The organism is Lacimicrobium alkaliphilum (assembly GCF_001466725.1).
GTDB lineage: Bacteria > Pseudomonadota > Gammaproteobacteria > Enterobacterales > Alteromonadaceae > Lacimicrobium > Lacimicrobium alkaliphilum_B.
Genome location: NZ_CP013650.1, coordinates 3,404,379 through 3,420,662, shown reverse-complemented (window position 1 = coordinate 3,420,662; position 16,284 = coordinate 3,404,379). Strand labels below are relative to the sequence as shown.

Here is a 16,284-nt window from a genome sequence, read left to right as displayed (position 1 = left end):
GTCCAGATAAACGATGGAAACTGAATTAAAACTGCTGGTGTGTGCCGAAGTCGATGTGGCGGCGGTAATAGAAGAACAACTGCTGCCAGAACTTAACGTGAATTGTGAGTCGTCGCAGGTCTCTTTGTTTAACCAATATTATGATACTCAGGACAAGGCCTTTCGCAGCATGAATATGGGTCTGCGGGTGCGTGGTCAGGATGGTCGGTACGAACAAACCATAAAAACGGCTGGCGTTCAGCAGGGCAGTTTACAACAGCGCCCGGAATACAATATCGATCTCGATCAGCCGCAACCGGACCTCAGCCTGTTTGATCAGCAAATCTGGCCAGAGGGAGCCAGGGTGGCCGAGTTGCAGCAGCAACTGGATGTGATCTTCACCACTCATTTTCAGCGCCGCATTTTTCATCTCATTATGGGCCAGGGCACCGAACTGGAGCTGGTTTATGACCAGGGCGAGATCAGTGCACAGGGACACCAGAGCGCAATCAATGAAATTGAAATCGAGCTGAAATCCGGTGACGTCAGCTATTTGTTTGAGTTGGCAGGCAAGCTTATCCAAAAGCTGCCCTTAAGGGCCGGTGTCATGAGTAAGGCGGCCAGAGGCTATCAGCTTGCTTCGGGACAGGAACTGCAGCCTGAGCCGTTGCCGGGTTTTGTCAGCCTGAGTGCTGATAGCACAGTGGAAGAAGCTTTTTGCCGGGCCTTAGATACAGGGCTTAATTATTGGCAATGGCATGAACAGTGCTATCTGGAAACTCAGAAGCCCAAAGCCCTGAAGGGGATCCGCACCGGTATCCATATGGTATCTCAGGCGCTGAATCTGTATCTGCCCATGCTGCAGTGCTCCGATTTGCTCGATTTGCCACAACGCCTGATGAAGCAACTTGATGACTGGTACTGGGTGGATGCGCTGCTGGAAATTAAATCGCTCCGTTCCCGTAAAGGGCCTTTTCGTAAGCGCTTAATGAAGCACCAGGATTTTCTCAGTTATTTGCATGGGCGATATGAGGGAATATTACGGGAGTATCGGCCCGTTGAGCTTATCTGTAACAAGGAAAATGCCAGCCTGCAGCTGGCCCTGACAGCTTTGTTAGTACAAAAACCCTGGCGGCAGCACGACACCGCCTGGCAATCACCGGTGATCGAGCATGCCAGGGGATGGCTGGCGCAAAACTGGTTTCATATCAGTCAGAGTATGCCCCGTGACAAGACGTTTAATCTGCAGCACTATTTATCCGCAGAATCCAGCCTGGATCAGGCCCTGTTTAACAGTCTGTTTCTGGCCGATCTCTTTGGTGATGATAAGCGCGAACAATACCGTGCGCCCTGGCTGGATATTCTCGACGGCATCGATGAACTGAAATTGCTCAATTTGCTCATGTGTGAACTGGAGCAGGCCGATGTAGAGCAAAAGGACAGCCTTAAAGCCTGGGGAGAAGAGAAAATTTCCCGTCTCGTGCAGGTGATGGAGCAAAGTCGACAACAATCACAGCAAAGGGAACCCGCTTAGCACAGTCCGTTTTTGGCAGCCGAGGTCTTTATGGTCAACCTGACCCCCTATCAGATATTGGTATTGGCTATGCTGGCATTATGGCTGATACCGCTGATGCTGGTGTGGGCGCGATTTGACCGCTTTCCCCATGGCCGGGAATTGTTGGCGGTGGTAATGCTGAGTCCTTTACTGCTCACAGAGCAGACGCTGAGCGCTTTTGAGATTTCTGCGAACTGGCACTTTTTGGTGGCCGTGTTCATCAGTCTTCCCCTGTTGTTAACCTCTCTGTTATCTGTTGCTATTACCCGTCTGCTACTGGATCCAGCCCGTTACTCCGCAAAAATGATACTCTTGCCTGGTGGCATTGCAGTACTGGCATCCATACCCTTTTTGTTTTATTCACTGGATTATAAGTCGGGGTTATTGGCAGAGGCACCGGTTGGCGACCTGACACAACACTGGTATCTGTACGGTTATATGTTGCTGTGTCAGGGGGTATCCTGTGGCAGGCTTTCGTGGTGGAAAAACGGCTCGCAGACTATCAGTTGTTCCTCAGTGATCAGGTGGTGGATACTCACCTCTATCGCTTCTCGGCGACCATCAAGGCTTTTGGGGGCTTGATTACGCTGGCCTTTTGCGCCGTGGTAATCATTCTGCTGGTTGCGTTTAACCTGTTGCCACTGGGCAGTTGGTTACAGATTATGCAGTTTTGTTATTACCTGATGTTTATCGGCCTGAGTCTGATTCTGATGGAGAAACGCCGTTACGCCCCTTCTCCGCTGGATTATGCCAGGCTGTCAGAGCCAGATTATTCTGAGCAGCAGTTACATGATGCCCTGACCCGGGCTGAGAACGTTATGCTTAAGCTTAAGGCTTATAAGAAAATCGGATTACGGCTGAAAGAATTTGCCCGCGCCGCTGATGTGGATCCTACTTTACTCGCGATTGCCACGCGCACCTTACTCAAACGTAATTTTCGTGCTTTTGTCTATCATTACCGGCTTGAATATGCCAAGAAAATACTGATGCGCAGCGATGTTAGGGTCACAGATGTAGCACGGCGGCTGGGCTTTGACTCGGAGCGTTTTTTGAGTGAGATCTTTGTCAAATATGTACACAAGATGGCGCAAGACGACAAAACCGGTGACAAGCAGGATAGCGATAACCTGTTTTGAGCCGGGCGCTTTCACTATGACGGGCACAAAGGCTGAAAAAGGTGTCTCCCAAAATGCCGCTGCTCAGATTGAGCCCTAGAACCGAAAAGTTCAGGGCGGGGGCTTCATCACTGCCGCAGGCTTCTCGGTTCAGGCCGAGCTTGCGCAATAGCAATGTAATTCAACCCCCTTGGAGATTAGCATCGGCCAGGGACATTACTGAACTGGCGTACATCCCAGGAGACATTGATCGTAACAAGACCCTGTTATCATTACCGGGCTCTTGCTGTGTAATTTAAGTGAGATAGCGGCTATAACAGCCAGCCTGCAGACCAGAATGGTCTTATTGTGATTATTTTGTGCAGCTTATGATTATCTCAAAGCGCGATGACAACATTATAGACATGTCCGTTGGCTGAAAACCAGCTTAATATCAATTTGGATTGATATAACTGCCAGTCTTCTGAACCGTCACCGTTTTTTCCCCGGTGGATAAGGCTTTGAGCTTATCTGATGTTAGGGTTACCATAAGCCCATCGACAGCCCAAGAGTAACTTCGTTTTGGCCGATTTAAGTAAAGTATTCGAACAGCTAGGCAGTACCTTGCAGCAAGCCGCTATCAGCAGTGATGGGGCGGAAATTCAGGGTATTATTACAGGTATGCTGGCTGGTGGCATGCCTGTTCAGAGCGAAGATTGGCTCAGCGCCCTGGCCGATTTTGTTAATCAGGGTGAGAAACTGCCGGATGATGTCAGACAGCAAATCATGAACCTCTATCAGCAGACCAAAGATCAGTTAATGGCTTCGGACTTCACCCTGACACTTTGTTTGCCTGACGATGCAGCTCCGATCAATGACAGAGGTATGGCTCTGGTAAAGTGGGTGCAGGGATTTTTGCTCGGCTTCGGCCTGCACCAGAATGACCTCACGGGATGTTCCGAAGATGTAAAAGAAGCGCTGGAAGACTTTGCCGAGATCAGTCGTATGGATGAAAAAATGTCTGAGGGTGAAGATTCAGAGCAGGCCTTGTTTGAGGTGATGGAATATGTGCGTGTATCTGCCATGTTGTGTTTTAACGAGCAAGGTCGCGTTGCAAGTCGCGCTGCCACTCCCTCTAAAACCCTGCATTGACTAATATGATCGAACTCAGTGAATATCAGGCAAGGCGCCAGGCCCTGGCGGCGTATATGCAGGACAATTCCTTGTGTCTTATTCCGGCTGCCAGAGAAGTTACCCGCAGTCGCGATACCCAATATCCGTTCAGGCAGGACAGTGATTTTTACTACCTTACCGGCTTTAACGAGCCCGATGCGGTGTTGTTGATCAGTAAACAGCAGGGGCGGGTAGAGACGGTATTGTTTTGTCTGGCTAAAGATCCCCAGGCCGAGATCTGGCATGGCAGAAGAATGGGCCCGGAGCAGGCCAGAATCAGACTCGGTCTGGACAAATGCTTCGCTCTCGAACAACTGGAGACGGCGCTGCCCTCTGCACTTGCACAAAGCCGCCAATTGTATTTCGCTCAGGGTGGCTATGAACATATTGATGCGTTGGTGTTTGGCTGTCTTGAGCAAATGCGCGCTGCGGGTAAAAAGGGCCAGCGTCCTCCCGGTACCCTTATCGATATTCGTGACTATCTGCATGAAATGCGGCTGATAAAATCCGCGGCAGAGATCAGTCTGATGCGCCGGGCTGCTGAAATTTCCGTGGATGGTCATATCCGTGCTATGGGGTTTGCCCGTGCTGGTCGCTATGAATATCAGCTGGAAGCAGAACTGCATCATGAATTTGCCCTGCAGGGAGCCAGACATCCGGCCTATGGCACTATTGTTGGCAGTGGCGACAATGCCTGTATTTTGCACTACACGGAGAATCAGGATGAGCTCAAAGAGGGCAATCTGGTGTTGATTGACGCCGGTGCTGAACTAATGGGCTATGCGGCGGATATTACCCGAACCTTTCCTGTCAGTGGCCGTTTTACTGAACCACAAGCTCGGCTCTACCAACTGGTACTGGACGCGCAACTGGCGGCTTTTGAACAGATTAAACCCGGCAGCACGCTGATCAGGGCCATGGAAGAGGCTGTATTGGTGATCACCAGGGGGCTGCTGGAACTGGGTATTTTACAGGGCAGTCTGGAAGCCAATCTGGCGGACAAGACCTATCGGCAGTACTTTATGCACGGACTCGGTCACTGGCTGGGGCTGGATGTACATGATGTGGGAGAGTATAAGGTCGAGGGTGAAGACCGGCCTTTGCAGCCGGGCATGGTGCTGACTGTTGAGCCTGGCATCTATATTTCTGCTGAGGCCGATGTGGATCCGAAGTGGCATGGTACAGGCATACGTATTGAGGACAATTTGCTGGTGACCTCAGACGGTCATGAAAATCTTACTGCGGGTGCACCCAAGCAAATCCGGCAGATTGAGCAGTTGATGGCAAGGAGCTGATGGCAAAGACACAGAAATACGATCTGATTATTGCCGGGGGCGGCACCGTTGGCTGTTTGCTGGCGTTGTCGCTGGCAACGTCAGGATTGAAGATTGCGGTCGTGGAGGCCAGGGCCTATGCCCGGGATCCCCTGCAATCTCCGCACCCGGGATTTGACAGCCGCTCTATTGCTTTGTCCCATCAGTCTGCCAGTTATCTGAATCATCTCGGGCTGCAAACAAAGCTGCAACATAACAGCACACCGATTAAACAGATTAAAGTCTCTGATCAGGGTCATACAGGCCAATGCTTGCTGGACCACCGGCAACAGGGTGTCGGGGCCCTTGGCTACGTCATTTCACAGCAACAGCTCGGAACCATGCTGTATGAGCCGGTTAAAGACAGTCCGGATATTAAATGGCATTGTCCTGACAGTATCGCCGGTCTGCGCCAGCATCAACAGCATATTGAGGTTTCACTGACCTCCGGGGGGCAGTTATCGGCGCAGTTACTGATCGTGGCCGAAGGCGGCAAATCAGCCACCGCAAATATGCTGGGGCCTGAACCGCAGATAGATGATTACCGCCAGGTGGCAATAGTGGCCAATGTACAAACGGATCAGCCCCATGAAAGCCGTGCTTACGAGCGTTTCACTGCACAAGGTCCACTGGCATTGCTGCCAAACCGCGACAAGGGCTTTGGCCTGGTCTGGAGTGTTGCGGTTGAGCGCCTGGGACAGTTAGAGCAAATGGCCGATGCGGCATTTTTACAACAGCTGCAACAGGCATTTGGCTACAGCGCCGGACGTTTTTGTGGCGTCGGTCGTCGCGACAGCTATCCGCTGGCGCTGGTGCGCCTGGACAGAACAATTGCACATCGGGCAGTGGTAATAGGCAACGCTGCACATACCTTGCATCCTATAGCCGGGCAGGGTTTTAATCTTGGTTTGCGGGATGCTGAGTGTCTGGCTAATTTGTTGTTGCAGGCTAATAAACAAAATGCTGACTTGGGCGAACCGACACTGCTGCAGGCTTATGGCAGGCAACGTGAACAGGATCAGCAGCAGGTGATCAACCGCACTGATGCACTGGTACGTTTTTTCAGCAACAGACACTGGCCGCTGACTATGGGTCGCAATCTGGGGTTGGGTTTGCTCGATATGTGTCCGCCGCTGCGATTCAGACTGGCGCAATCCGCCATGGGCTATGGAGGACGCAATGGAGCAGACTGATGTGATTATCGTTGGTGGCGGTCTGGCCGGGCTGACGCTGGCTGTGGCTCTGGCTGACAGCCCCTTGAAACTCGTGCTGGTGGATGAAAAACTGCCCTTTAAATCACTCAGCAAGACACCGGAACTCAGGGTCAGTGCTATCAATCAGGCCAGCGAGAATCTGTTCCGGCAACTGGATATCTGGCAACAGCTGGACAGTCAGCGTGTGCAGCCCTATACCCATATGCAGGTCTGGGAGCAGGACAGTTTCGGCGCTATAGAGTTTGATCATCAGAGCCTGTATCAACCTCACCTTGGTCATATTGTTGAAAACCAGTTGCTGATTAACGCCCTGTGGGAAAAATTACTTGATGCAGCCAATATCCAGCTGCAGGTGTCTTCGCCGATTAAGACGCTGAAGGTTGAAGAAAGCCAGGCGGTGGTGGAACTGGCAAGCGGTGCACAAATTGCCGGTAAACTGGTGGTGGGAACTGACGGCATTCATTCGCAAATCAGGAAGCTGTCGGCTATGGCCCTGAGCTTCGCGGATTATCAACAGAGTGCCATCGTTGCAAATGTACGCACCGAACAGACTCATCAGCAATGTGCCAGACAGGTGTTTACGCCCAGGGGCCCACTGGCGTTTTTACCCATGAGTGACCCCCATCTTTGCTCCATTGTCTGGTCTCAGGATACTGAGCTGGCAACACAGCTGATGGAACAGGAGCCGGAGCAGTTCGCCAGAGCATTGTATGCGGCCTTCGAAGGCCGTCTTGGCCTGTGCGAACTGCAAAGTACAAGGCAGGCTTTTCCACTGACGATGCGCTATGCCAGGCAATGGCTTAAACATCGCGTGGTGCTGGCCGGCGATGCTGCCCACAGCATTCATCCGCTGGCAGGGCAGGGCGCCAATCTCGGCCTGATGGATATCAGTTTATTGTCTGCGACGCTACTGGAACTGGTGGCAGCCAAAAAGGACATCGGCCAGATAAGCACATTGCGACCCTACGAGCGGGCCCGCAAGGCTGAAGCCGTAAAAATGATCGCCGCCATGCAGGGTTTCAGAAGTCTGTTCTCGGGCAACCATCCGCTTAAAAAAGTGCTGCGCAGTATCGGGTTATCTGCCACCAATCAGTTACCCCTGGCCAAACGACAGATGATGTTGCAGGCGGCGGGATTGTGATAAATCAGTGCTTGTTCAGAACATGCCCTGAAGGTACTATTTTAGCCGTCTAAACGTCTTTGTGGTGAAAACTTGTCAAATCCTACACTTTCCCGGGGTAAGTATGCCCTGCTACCCCTGGTGGTTTTTCTGGCGTTATTCCTCGGTGCCGGATTTTATTATCAGAGCCAGCAGGTCGATTATGCGTTTTATCAGTTGCCCGCTCCGGTAGCCGTATTGCCGGCGATTTTACTGGCGGTGTGGCTCTCCCGCGAATCTCTCAATCATACTATTGAGGGTTTTGTGCGCGGGGTAGGCCATCCCAATATCATTACCATGTGCCTGATCTATCTGATGGCTGGTGCCTTTTCTTCTGTTGCCAGCATCACAGGTGGCGTCGATGCCACTGTTGCCCTGGGTCTGAGTGTGATCCCGGCGCAGTTGCTGTTACCCGGGTTATTTATTCTGGGCGCTTTTGTATCCACGGCCATGGGGACCTCGATGGGCACGCTGGCCGCCATGGCACCCATTGGACTGGGCATGGCCGGGGCTACCGGTATTGAACCGGCACTTATGGCCGGCGTGTTAATGAGCGGTGCCATATTTGGTGACAATTTGTCGATCATCTCCGATACCACCATTGCCGCCACCCGCACCCAGGGCTGTCAGATGCGGGATAAGTTCCTTGAAAACCTGCGTCTGGCGTTGCCTGCTGCCATTGTTACCCTGGCAATACTGATATTCTTTACCCCTGTTGCAGACGCTTTACCGGAGAGTGAAGGCAATGCCTGGCTGGCGATACCCTACCTGTTGATTCTGATACTGGCGGTGGCCGGACTGAATGTGTTTGCGGTACTCACCGTCGGTATTATCAGCAGCGCCCTAATGGGACTGTGGCAGGCCGATTACGATATCAGCGGCATTGGACAGGATATCTATACCGGATTTGGTCAGATGCAGGAGATCTTTATCCTGTCATTACTGATTGGTGGATTATCAGAGCTGATGCGTCGTCAGGGAGGGCTGGAATATCTGGTGGGGCGCATTACGGCACTGGCACAAAAGCTTTCTCCCGATGATAAGGCCAGTCATGGTTTTGCCATTGCGTTGCTCAGCAGCCTGACTAATTTATGTGTGGCGAATAATACCGTATCTATCATCGTGGCTGGCGAAGCGGCCAGACAACTTGCCAGCCACGCTGATATTGAGCCTAAACGCAGCGCCAGTCTGCTGGATATTTTTTCCTGTATTGTGCAGGGTCTGATCCCCTATGGCGCCCAGGCTTTGCTGCTCGGTGCCAGTTTTGCTATCTCGCCGGTGGCCCTGATACCCTATGTTTTTTATTGTTATGTACTGGCTGTAGTGGCAACGGTATTTGTGGGCTGGAAACTGGTCAGGCCCTGAACACGTTCACCTGGCCTGGATGTATCGCAAAATCCCCCCGGATAACCGGGCATAAATAACAGGAAAGTCGATGCAACGTATTGAACTGGTAAAAGACGACTTAAGCTTTTCACGCTGTATCCAGGGCTACTGGCGCCTCAATGAATGGCAGATGTCAGTATCTGAGTTGCAGGCATTCGTTGAACACGGGCTGGAGCTTGGGATCACCACTACGGATCATGCTGACGTATACGGCGCCTTTACTGAGGAGGGCCTGTTCGGAAAAATGCTGAAACAGGCTCCGCATCTGCGGGAGCAGATTGAAGTGGTGTCTAAGTGTGGCATTCTGTTTCCCTGTGAAGCGCAGCCTGACGTCAGCGAGATGCATTACAACAGCAGTGGGGATTATATCATCCGCGCGGTCGAGCGTTCGCTACGGGAATTGCACTGTGACTATCTGGATGTCTTGTTGTTGCACAGACCCGATCCGTTGATGGACGCCGATGATGTGGCGCAGGCTTTTGATGCTTTGAAAGCGGCGGGTAAGGTGCGTCATTTTGGCGTGTCGAATTTCACTGTGGCGCAGTTTGCTTTGTTGCAATCCCGGCTCGACTATCCACTGGTGACCAATCAACTGGAAATCAGCCTGATCCACAGCGACTATCTGTTCGATGGTAATCTGGACTATCTCCAGCAACAGCGGGTCAAACCTATGGCCTGGTCGTGTCTTGGCGGTGGCGAAATATTCCATGATTTTCAGTACAAGGCACTGCGGGAGAAAGCCTCACAAATTGCCCGCCAGTATGATGCCGAACTTGACCAGATTTTACTGGCTTTTGTAATGGCCCTGCCTTGTCAGGCGATGCCACTCCTTGGCAGTGGCAATACGCGACGTATCACAAGGCAGGCGGCCGCCATAGATATAAAACTGGATCGTCAGCACTGGTTTGCCCTGCTTGAAGCCGCAAGAGGGATAGCTGTACCCTAGCCGGTATCATCACAGTGCCGATACGATTTCGCAATTGAAGTCATAATCCTGTCATCTTTGCAGGATAGAATCATCGCTCTTAAGCGGTAATTCCAGGCTGTGATGATGTGGTTCAAAGCCCCGGGGAGAGTCAGTGGCTTGCCCCTTATTCTGTTTTTGTTGTTAAGTCTGCTTTTTGCACTGGTCAGTCTGTACCTGGAGACCCAGGAGCGTCAACGAATGGCGTCCAAAGCCAGGGTGGTTGCTCAACAGGTCAGTAACAGTATTGAAGTTTTCTCAGCTGACAGACGTCGGGCACTTGAAGACCTGATGATTACCTGGCCTGAAAATTATCCTAATGTTATCGATTGGTTTAATGCCCGTGCCCAAACGACCCGCCATATATTACCGGGGTTCGATGATATTCTGTGGCTGGATGATAAACTCGGTATTCGCTGGAGCAGCAAACACCAGACCGCCGCAGCACCAATGCAACAGATACTTGTGGAACTGACAGAACAACTGCCTGCCCGAGTTAACACCGAATTTACCAGCCGTTTATATCAGGCCAGTCCGGAGCAATACTATGCCCTGATCCTGCGTCCCATCAATCCTTATGATCTGCAGCATGGCTATATCATGGCCAGCTTCGATATTAAGGCGACACTGGCGGTGATGATAGGGGAACTGGTGGGCTCTGATTTTAACTTCCAGTTGTTCGATGGTGAACAACTGTTGATGGTCAACGGTGAGCTGATATCCAGCGAAACCGTGATAACCCAGCCAGTAACCTTTGCCGGGCGCCAATGGCTACTGAAGCTACAGAGTAACAGGGGCACATTACATATTGGTTATGTGGTTCTAATCATCGGTCTGATAATGTCGCTTACCATCAGTATTTTTGTGCATCGCCAATTGCGCAGTGCCTTTAAACTGAGCCAGTCGCAGCAGCGTTATAAGGCCGCCAGTGAAGCCTCTCTGGATGCCATTCTGGTATTCAGGGTGATCCGCACAAAGCAACAGATCAGTGATTTCAGCCTTGCCGAGGCCAATCATATGGCGCTGCGGCTCTTTGTTACCGGCGATAACGGTCTGCAAAACAAGACACTGAGCCAACAGCTGGCTGCATTAGATGCCCGGCCGTTACTCAGGATCTGTATCCGCGTCTGTCAGAGCGGGCGCGCCCATGAACAATATATTGCCTGTGATAATCCTTTGGTTAAGGCTCAGTGGCTGAAAATTCAGATAGTGAAAGCCGGGGACGGTGTTGCTGTGACAGTCAGAGACATTACGGCGCGGCGCCTCAGTGAGCAGGCACTGAAAGACAGTGAAGAGAAATTCAGGCGCCTGGTTGAGGGACTCAGTGGCCACTTTGTTTACTCTCATGAGCCAGGTGGCACGGTGAGTTTCGTCAGCCACAGTGTGGAGGATATTCTCGGTTACAGTGCTGAATATTTTCGCCATAATTATCGTCAATGTGTCAAACGAGCGCCGGACAACGAGCAGAAAATCCGCCGTCAACTGGCTTCAGGGCAGCGCCCGGAACCTTATGTGGTGGATTACTATACCGCCAGCGGCGAGGTGCGGCAGATAGAGTACAGGGATTCCCCGGTCTTTGACCAAGATGGCCGACTGATTGCGGTAGAAGGAATCGGCCGCGATGTCACCGCTGATTTGGCACTGCAGCAGCAGGTCTATTATCAGGCTAATCATGATCAACTGACCGGCCTGTACAACAGGTACGCCTTCGATCGCCAGCTCAATTCCTTACTGGAACAGGTCAAACAGCACCACAGCAGTGCTACTCTGTGTTATATCGACATGGATCAGTTCAAGTTGGTTAATGATTCCTGTGGCCATCAGGCCGGTGATGAATTATTGCGCCAGGTGGCCAGTCTGCTGAGCGGGGGCATTGAAGAACAGGATATTCTGGCCCGTGTTGGAGGGGATGAATTCTGCCTGGTGTATGCATCCTTGTCGGTTGAGCAGGTTAAACCCCGCCTGACGGAAATGCTGCAGGCCATTCGCAGTTTTCGTTTCACCTGGGGAGATAAACTCTTTCATATCGGAGCCAGTATCGGGGTGGTAGAGATCCGTGCCGATATGGCCAACAGTGTTGAACTGATTAAGGCAGCAGATCACGCCTGTTACAGTGCCAAGAATACCGGACGCAACCGCTATCATGTGTTCGATGCCAGTGATCAGCAGTTAAACTACCAGCAAAAAGAACTGGAGTGGGTCAATGCTATTCAAAAGGCGCTACAGCACAATAGTTTTGTGCTCTATTGCCAGCCGATAGTGCCCTTTAATCAGGCTGCTGAAGGGATGCATTATGAAATTCTGGTACGTATGCAGAATCAACAGGGCGAACTGCTCAACCCCGGAATCTTTATCCCCATTGCCGAGCGCTATGGGCTGATGAATAAGATCGACGAATGGGTCTTCTCAAACACCATGGATTTTCTAGAGCAACACCCGCAACATCTGGATGTGCTGAGCAAATGTGCCATCAACCTTTCCGGTATGACACTGGGAAATGAGGAGTTTCTGGACAAGATAGTCAGTCGCCTGCGCTATGCCAACATTCCGCCGGAGAAAATCTGTTTCGAGATAACCGAAACCGCCGCAGTCACTAACCTTGGCTCCGCCAACCATTTTATCGACACCTTGCGGGAGATGGGATGTCGTTTTGCGCTGGATGACTTTGGGGCGGGCATGAGCTCATTCACTTATCTGAAGAATATGGCCGTGGACTATGTGAAAATTGACGGCTCCTTCGTCAGAAATATGTGCCGTGATCGCAGTGATTACGCCACCGTCAAAGCCATTCATGAAATTGCCAGCAGTATGGGCAAGCTTACCATTGCTGAATTTGTTTCTGATCAGGAAAGTTGCCGTGCACTGACGGCGCTGGGCATTGATTACGGTCAGGGCTTTGCCCTGAGTAAGCCAATACCTTTGAGTTCTGTGCTGGAGCTTGATAGTCCTCTTCCTTGTGCCGTCTCCGGCTAATCGCTAATCTGTGTAGTTAAGTTGTTCTGGTATTATTTTCATATAGACCTTTTTATTAAAAACCTTTAGCGTATTGTGCTGTTGGACGGTCTGGTAAAGGCTGTCCCGGACAAGGAATAAGAATGAAAAGAGCTACTCGTCCGGCCGCATTGATTGCATTGATCTACCTTGTTATCGGCTCTGGCTGGATCCTGTTTTCCGATTTGGCTCTGGAGCGGATGGTTGACGATCCTGAGCTAATCAACAAACTTCAGACCTTCAAGGGCTGGTTCTATGTGGGCCTGACAGCCCTGTTATTGTATGTGATTGTCGCCAAAGCTTTGTCATATATTGAACGGATCAATCAGCGCGATCCACTCACCGGATTGTTCAGACCCTATCTTTTTACCCATTATCTGCAGGACTTACTGGTAAGTAGTCATAGCAACAATCAGCAGGTGATGTTGGTGTGCCTGGATATTGATGGTTTTAAGGAAGCAAACAACCGCCTCGGCTATGCAGGCGGAGATGCGCTGTTGAGGCGACTGGCGGCAGCGCTGAAGCGCCAGTATCATGCAGAGGATTTAATCGCCCGTCTTGGCACCGACCAGTTTGCATTGGCTATAGTGGCTGAGCGTCATCAAACTGATATTGAACAGCAGGCTGTTGCTCTGCACCTGTTGTTCGCCGACGTGGTGCGTGAGTTTGAACTGAAGCTCAGTTGCAGCATTGGCGTTGCCTTGTTTCCCCGAGATGGACAGACTGCGCAGGAACTGCTGTTCGCTGCCCAAAGCGCCCTCAAGGAGGCGAAGCGTAGTGGTCAGGGTATGATCCGCCAGTTTAATCAGGCATTGTCTGAGTCTGAGCAGGAAAGGCAGGCGTTAGTCAGGGATCTGCGTCAGGTTATTGCCAATGATCAGCTTTCGCTGGTGTATCAGCCTCAGTTTTCCATTGCCGATGGTGGTCTGACAGGTTGTGAGGTGCTGGTGCGCTGGCAGTGTCCGAAACGTGGCGCTGTGGGGCCTGATGTGTTTATTCCGTTGGCTGAGAGCAATAACCTGATTTCCGGAATTACCGCTTTTGTAGTCCGTCAGGCCAATAAAGAGCTGGTAGAGTCCGGTATGCTCGGAGATACGATAAGGCGCGTGTCGGTGAATATCTCTGCCCAGGAGTTTAACAGTGAGAAGCTGATGTCCAGTTTACTGACGATGCTTCACCAGTCGCCACAACTCTATCCCTATCTGCAACTGGAGATTACCGAAACCGCAGCGCTGTCTGACCTGTCAGCCAGTGTGCGCTTGCTGACCCGGTTGCGGGAACTGGGGCTGAAGTTTTCCATTGATGATTTCGGTACCGGATATTCTTCGCTGGCGATGCTGAAGAATCTGCCAATAGATGAAATTAAGATCGATCGGGACTTTATTCATGACTTGCTGGATCAGCCAAGAGTCCGGGCCATTGTCGAGGCGGTAGCCACCATGGCCCGGACTCTGGAGATCAGTGTCGTGGCTGAGGGGGTCGAAACTCAGGAACAACTGGAACAAATCAGGTTCTGTGGTTGCCACGAGGTGCAGGGTTATCTCACTGCCCGACCAATGGAAATTGATCAGCTTACCGACTTTGTCCGCAATCAGTGGTCTTCGGTTTCAGTGGTCCAACCGGTTAATCAATGAGCATTCAGCTTAGCGGTTCGCCTCAGAAGCGTACCCAAGGTTATTCTGCTCTTGTGCTTGGTGCCAGCGGATTGGTGGGCAAAGCCCTGACACAAATGCTGGTTAAAGACCCTCGTTATAAGAGTGTAACCTGTCTGGTGCGCAGGCCCATGTCCAGCCAGGCAAACATACATCACCCGGTGGTCATCGATTTTGATAACCTTCAGGCCTACGAAGGCTATTTTTGTGTCGATCATCTGTATATTTGTCTCGGTACCACGCTCAAATCTGCCGGCAGCAAGAGCGAATTTCGTAAGGTGGATTTCGAATACGTACATATTGCTGCTCAGCTGGCCCGCAGTCAGCATGTGCGCAGTCTGGTATGGATTTCCTCGGTGGGTGCCAACGCCAGAAGTGCCAGTTTCTATCTGCGTACCAAGGGGGAACTGGAAAATGCTGTTTTTCGTATCCCCGGTCTCAACAGTGCCTCTGCGGTAAGGCCGTCATTGTTAGTCGGAAACAGGGATGATTCACGTGTTTCAGAGCAGTTAGCGATTCGCCTGATGCAATGGCTCTCTCCTGTATTGATTGGGCGTTTTAGTAAGTACCGTCCTGTATCAGCAACTGAAGTTGCCGGAAAAATGATGGAGCTGCAGCGGTTTGACTAAGCCAACTCCCCAGGGGCGTGCTAAGGGCTTTGAGTTTAAGCAGTTTTTTGTTGCCCATGATCGCTGTGCTATGAAAGTGGGAACGGACAGCATCATGCTGGGCAGCTGGACTGAACCCGGACAGGCCCGGCGGATTCTGGATATAGGTACCGGCAGTGGTTTACTGGCATTGATGATGGCCCAGACCAGCAGCGCCGACAGCCGGATCTGTGGTGTTGACAGGGATCCACAAGCCATTGTTCAGGCCCGTGAGAATGCCGTCAATAGTCCCTGGGCAGACAAACTCGTTTTTGAGTGTTTGCCTTTGCAGGCGATGCCCAAAAGGCCAGGGTATGACCTGATCATCTCTAATCCGCCTTACTTTCCTCATCAGCACTCACTTGAGCCGGCCAGGCAAGCTGCCAGGCTGACTGCAGAGTTGTCTCATCAGGAACTTGTGCAGGCCGTTTCAGGACTATTGACTGAACAAGGGCGTTTTTGTTGCGTGTTGCCACAACAGCTGGTGGAGGGGCTTGTGACTATGGCCCGTGAGGAAGGATTGTATGTCAGCCGGCGAATGGAGGTGCGCTCACAACCGGATAAGTCGGTCAGCCGGGTGTTGCTGGAATTTAGCAGAACAGCGCCGCATCAGGTAAACACACAAAATCTGATCATTCAGCAGCAGGCTGGCCACTACACGCAAGCTTACCGAAAGTTGTGCCAGCACTTCTATCTGAATTTCTGACCGCCCGGGCGTAACACATCAGCCATATCTTTTCAGGAGCTGCTATAGTCTCAGTTAAGGGGGAAAGACAATGCGTACAACCCGTTTGCCTGAAAATATTGCACAGCTTGTTAATTACCTGCAACTGGTTGAATTTGAGTGGCGTGGACGATGTGTTCAGATCCCTAAGTTTGCGGTCTATGCCATACTGCAACGACCGGTATTTGAACGTTCTTTTTATCGCAATGGACGACGCATGGGCATTATTCGTATTGAGCCCTATGAAATCCCTGTGCTGGATCCTTTTCAGGCCGATTTGCCTGAGCCACCTGAACATGTGGTGATTATCAGCCATAGCAGAGGCAACAAGTTCGGGCTGTTCGGATACCCGGCCGATTTGGTCAGAGACAACCTTCGCCTCTCTGTCAGGCATTCTGCTGTGGGCCATATCGTCAAAGCTTTCTGCTGAACA

General features: G+C 51.5%; 14 protein-coding genes and 1 other RNA gene. 14 read left to right on the top strand and 1 reads right to left on the bottom strand.

Annotation, left to right across the window (positions count from 1 at the left end):
- The first annotated feature begins 13 nt into the window (after positions 1–13).
- Genes AT746_RS15460 through AT746_RS15450 form a run of 3 tightly spaced genes read left to right on the top strand, consistent with a single transcriptional unit; the run spans position 14 to position 2,670 of the window.
- Positions 14–1,513, top strand: a complete 1,500-nt coding sequence (locus AT746_RS15460) for an inorganic triphosphatase (RefSeq protein ID WP_062482007.1) — start codon at positions 14–16, stop codon at positions 1,511–1,513.
- Positions 1,514–1,543: 30 nt separating this feature from the next.
- Positions 1,544–2,116, top strand: a complete 573-nt coding sequence (locus AT746_RS15455) for a hypothetical protein (RefSeq protein WP_062482004.1) — start codon at positions 1,544–1,546, stop codon at positions 2,114–2,116.
- Positions 2,014–2,670: a helix-turn-helix transcriptional regulator gene (locus tag AT746_RS15450; RefSeq protein WP_197414275.1), complete on the top strand. Its 657-nt coding sequence runs from the start codon at positions 2,014–2,016 to the stop codon at positions 2,668–2,670. The genes AT746_RS15455 and AT746_RS15450 overlap by 103 nt, the downstream gene beginning before the upstream one ends.
- A gap of 41 nt (positions 2,671–2,711) precedes the next feature.
- Here the strand turns inward: AT746_RS15450 and ssrS are convergent.
- Positions 2,712–2,895, bottom strand: a non-coding RNA gene (gene ssrS, locus AT746_RS15445) — 6S RNA.
- A 315-nt stretch (positions 2,896–3,210) separates the two neighbouring features.
- Between ssrS and AT746_RS15440 the strand changes: the two genes are divergently transcribed.
- The 11 genes from AT746_RS15440 to AT746_RS15390 all read left to right on the top strand — a co-directional run bounded on the left by AT746_RS15440 (position 3,211) and on the right by AT746_RS15390 (position 16,281).
- Complete coding sequence (locus AT746_RS15440) at positions 3,211–3,780, top strand: UPF0149 family protein (RefSeq protein WP_062481999.1); 570 nt, start codon at positions 3,211–3,213, stop codon at positions 3,778–3,780.
- 5 nt (positions 3,781–3,785) lie between these two features.
- Positions 3,786–5,096, top strand: coding sequence for a Xaa-Pro aminopeptidase (pepP, locus tag AT746_RS15435; RefSeq protein ID WP_062481996.1), 1,311 nt, complete (start codon positions 3,786–3,788; stop codon positions 5,094–5,096).
- Positions 5,096–6,307 carry a 2-octaprenyl-6-methoxyphenyl hydroxylase gene (gene ubiH / locus AT746_RS15430; RefSeq protein ID WP_062481993.1) on the top strand — a complete coding sequence of 404 codons (1,212 nt, stop codon included), beginning with the start codon at positions 5,096–5,098 and terminating at the stop codon, positions 6,305–6,307. Before pepP ends, ubiH begins: the two co-directional genes overlap by 1 nt.
- Positions 6,294–7,469 (top strand): FAD-dependent monooxygenase, encoded by a 1,176-nt coding sequence (locus tag AT746_RS15425; RefSeq protein ID WP_062481990.1) that lies wholly within the window; start codon positions 6,294–6,296, stop codon positions 7,467–7,469. Before ubiH ends, AT746_RS15425 begins: the two co-directional genes overlap by 14 nt.
- Positions 7,470–7,541: 72 nt before the next feature.
- On the top strand, positions 7,542–8,852 hold the full coding sequence (locus AT746_RS15420; RefSeq protein ID WP_062481987.1) for a Na+/H+ antiporter NhaC family protein: 1,311 nt from the start codon (positions 7,542–7,544) through the stop codon (positions 8,850–8,852).
- Between the two features lie 70 nt (positions 8,853–8,922).
- Positions 8,923–9,819, top strand: a complete 897-nt coding sequence (locus AT746_RS15415; protein ID WP_062481984.1) for an aldo/keto reductase — start codon at positions 8,923–8,925, stop codon at positions 9,817–9,819.
- Between the two features lie 102 nt (positions 9,820–9,921).
- Positions 9,922–12,810: a putative bifunctional diguanylate cyclase/phosphodiesterase gene (locus tag AT746_RS15410; protein WP_082633303.1), complete on the top strand. Its 2,889-nt coding sequence runs from the start codon at positions 9,922–9,924 to the stop codon at positions 12,808–12,810.
- Positions 12,811–12,932: 122 nt separating this feature from the next.
- Positions 12,933–14,462 carry a putative bifunctional diguanylate cyclase/phosphodiesterase gene (locus tag AT746_RS15405; RefSeq protein ID WP_062481978.1) on the top strand — a complete coding sequence of 510 codons (1,530 nt, stop codon included), beginning with the start codon at positions 12,933–12,935 and terminating at the stop codon, positions 14,460–14,462.
- Entirely contained in the window at positions 14,459–15,109 is a 651-nt protein-coding gene (locus AT746_RS15400; protein WP_062481975.1) for an NAD-dependent epimerase/dehydratase family protein, read from the top strand. The genes AT746_RS15405 and AT746_RS15400 overlap by 4 nt, the downstream gene beginning before the upstream one ends.
- Positions 15,102–15,833: a tRNA1(Val) (adenine(37)-N6)-methyltransferase gene (locus AT746_RS15395; RefSeq protein ID WP_062481973.1), complete on the top strand. Its 732-nt coding sequence runs from the start codon at positions 15,102–15,104 to the stop codon at positions 15,831–15,833. Before AT746_RS15400 ends, AT746_RS15395 begins: the two co-directional genes overlap by 8 nt.
- Positions 15,834–15,903: 70 nt before the next feature.
- Positions 15,904–16,281, top strand: a complete 378-nt coding sequence (locus tag AT746_RS15390) for a hypothetical protein (protein ID WP_062481970.1) — start codon at positions 15,904–15,906, stop codon at positions 16,279–16,281.
- Positions 16,282–16,284: the final 3 nt, after the last annotated feature.

Bases quoted from the DNA above. Each gene is read 5' to 3' on its own strand.
- AT746_RS15455 (WP_062482004.1), top strand. From the start codon at position 1,544: ATGGTCAACCTGACCCCCTATCAGATATTGGTATTGGCTATGCTGGCA.
- pepP (WP_062481996.1), top strand. From the start codon at position 3,786: ATGATCGAACTCAGTGAATATCAGGCAAGGCGCCAGGCCCTGGCGGCG.
- ubiH (WP_062481993.1), top strand. From the start codon at position 5,096: ATGGCAAAGACACAGAAATACGATCTGATTATTGCCGGGGGCGGCACC.
- AT746_RS15410 (WP_082633303.1), top strand. From the start codon at position 9,922: ATGATGTGGTTCAAAGCCCCGGGGAGAGTCAGTGGCTTGCCCCTTATT.
- AT746_RS15415 (WP_062481984.1), top strand. From the start codon at position 8,923: ATGCAACGTATTGAACTGGTAAAAGACGACTTAAGCTTTTCACGCTGT.
- AT746_RS15425 (WP_062481990.1), top strand. From the start codon at position 6,294: ATGGAGCAGACTGATGTGATTATCGTTGGTGGCGGTCTGGCCGGGCTG.
- AT746_RS15405 (WP_062481978.1), top strand. From the start codon at position 12,933: ATGAAAAGAGCTACTCGTCCGGCCGCATTGATTGCATTGATCTACCTT.
- AT746_RS15400 (WP_062481975.1), top strand. From the start codon at position 14,459: ATGAGCATTCAGCTTAGCGGTTCGCCTCAGAAGCGTACCCAAGGTTAT.
- AT746_RS15460 (WP_062482007.1), top strand. From the start codon at position 14: ATGGAAACTGAATTAAAACTGCTGGTGTGTGCCGAAGTCGATGTGGCG.
- AT746_RS15390 (WP_062481970.1), top strand. From the start codon at position 15,904: ATGCGTACAACCCGTTTGCCTGAAAATATTGCACAGCTTGTTAATTAC.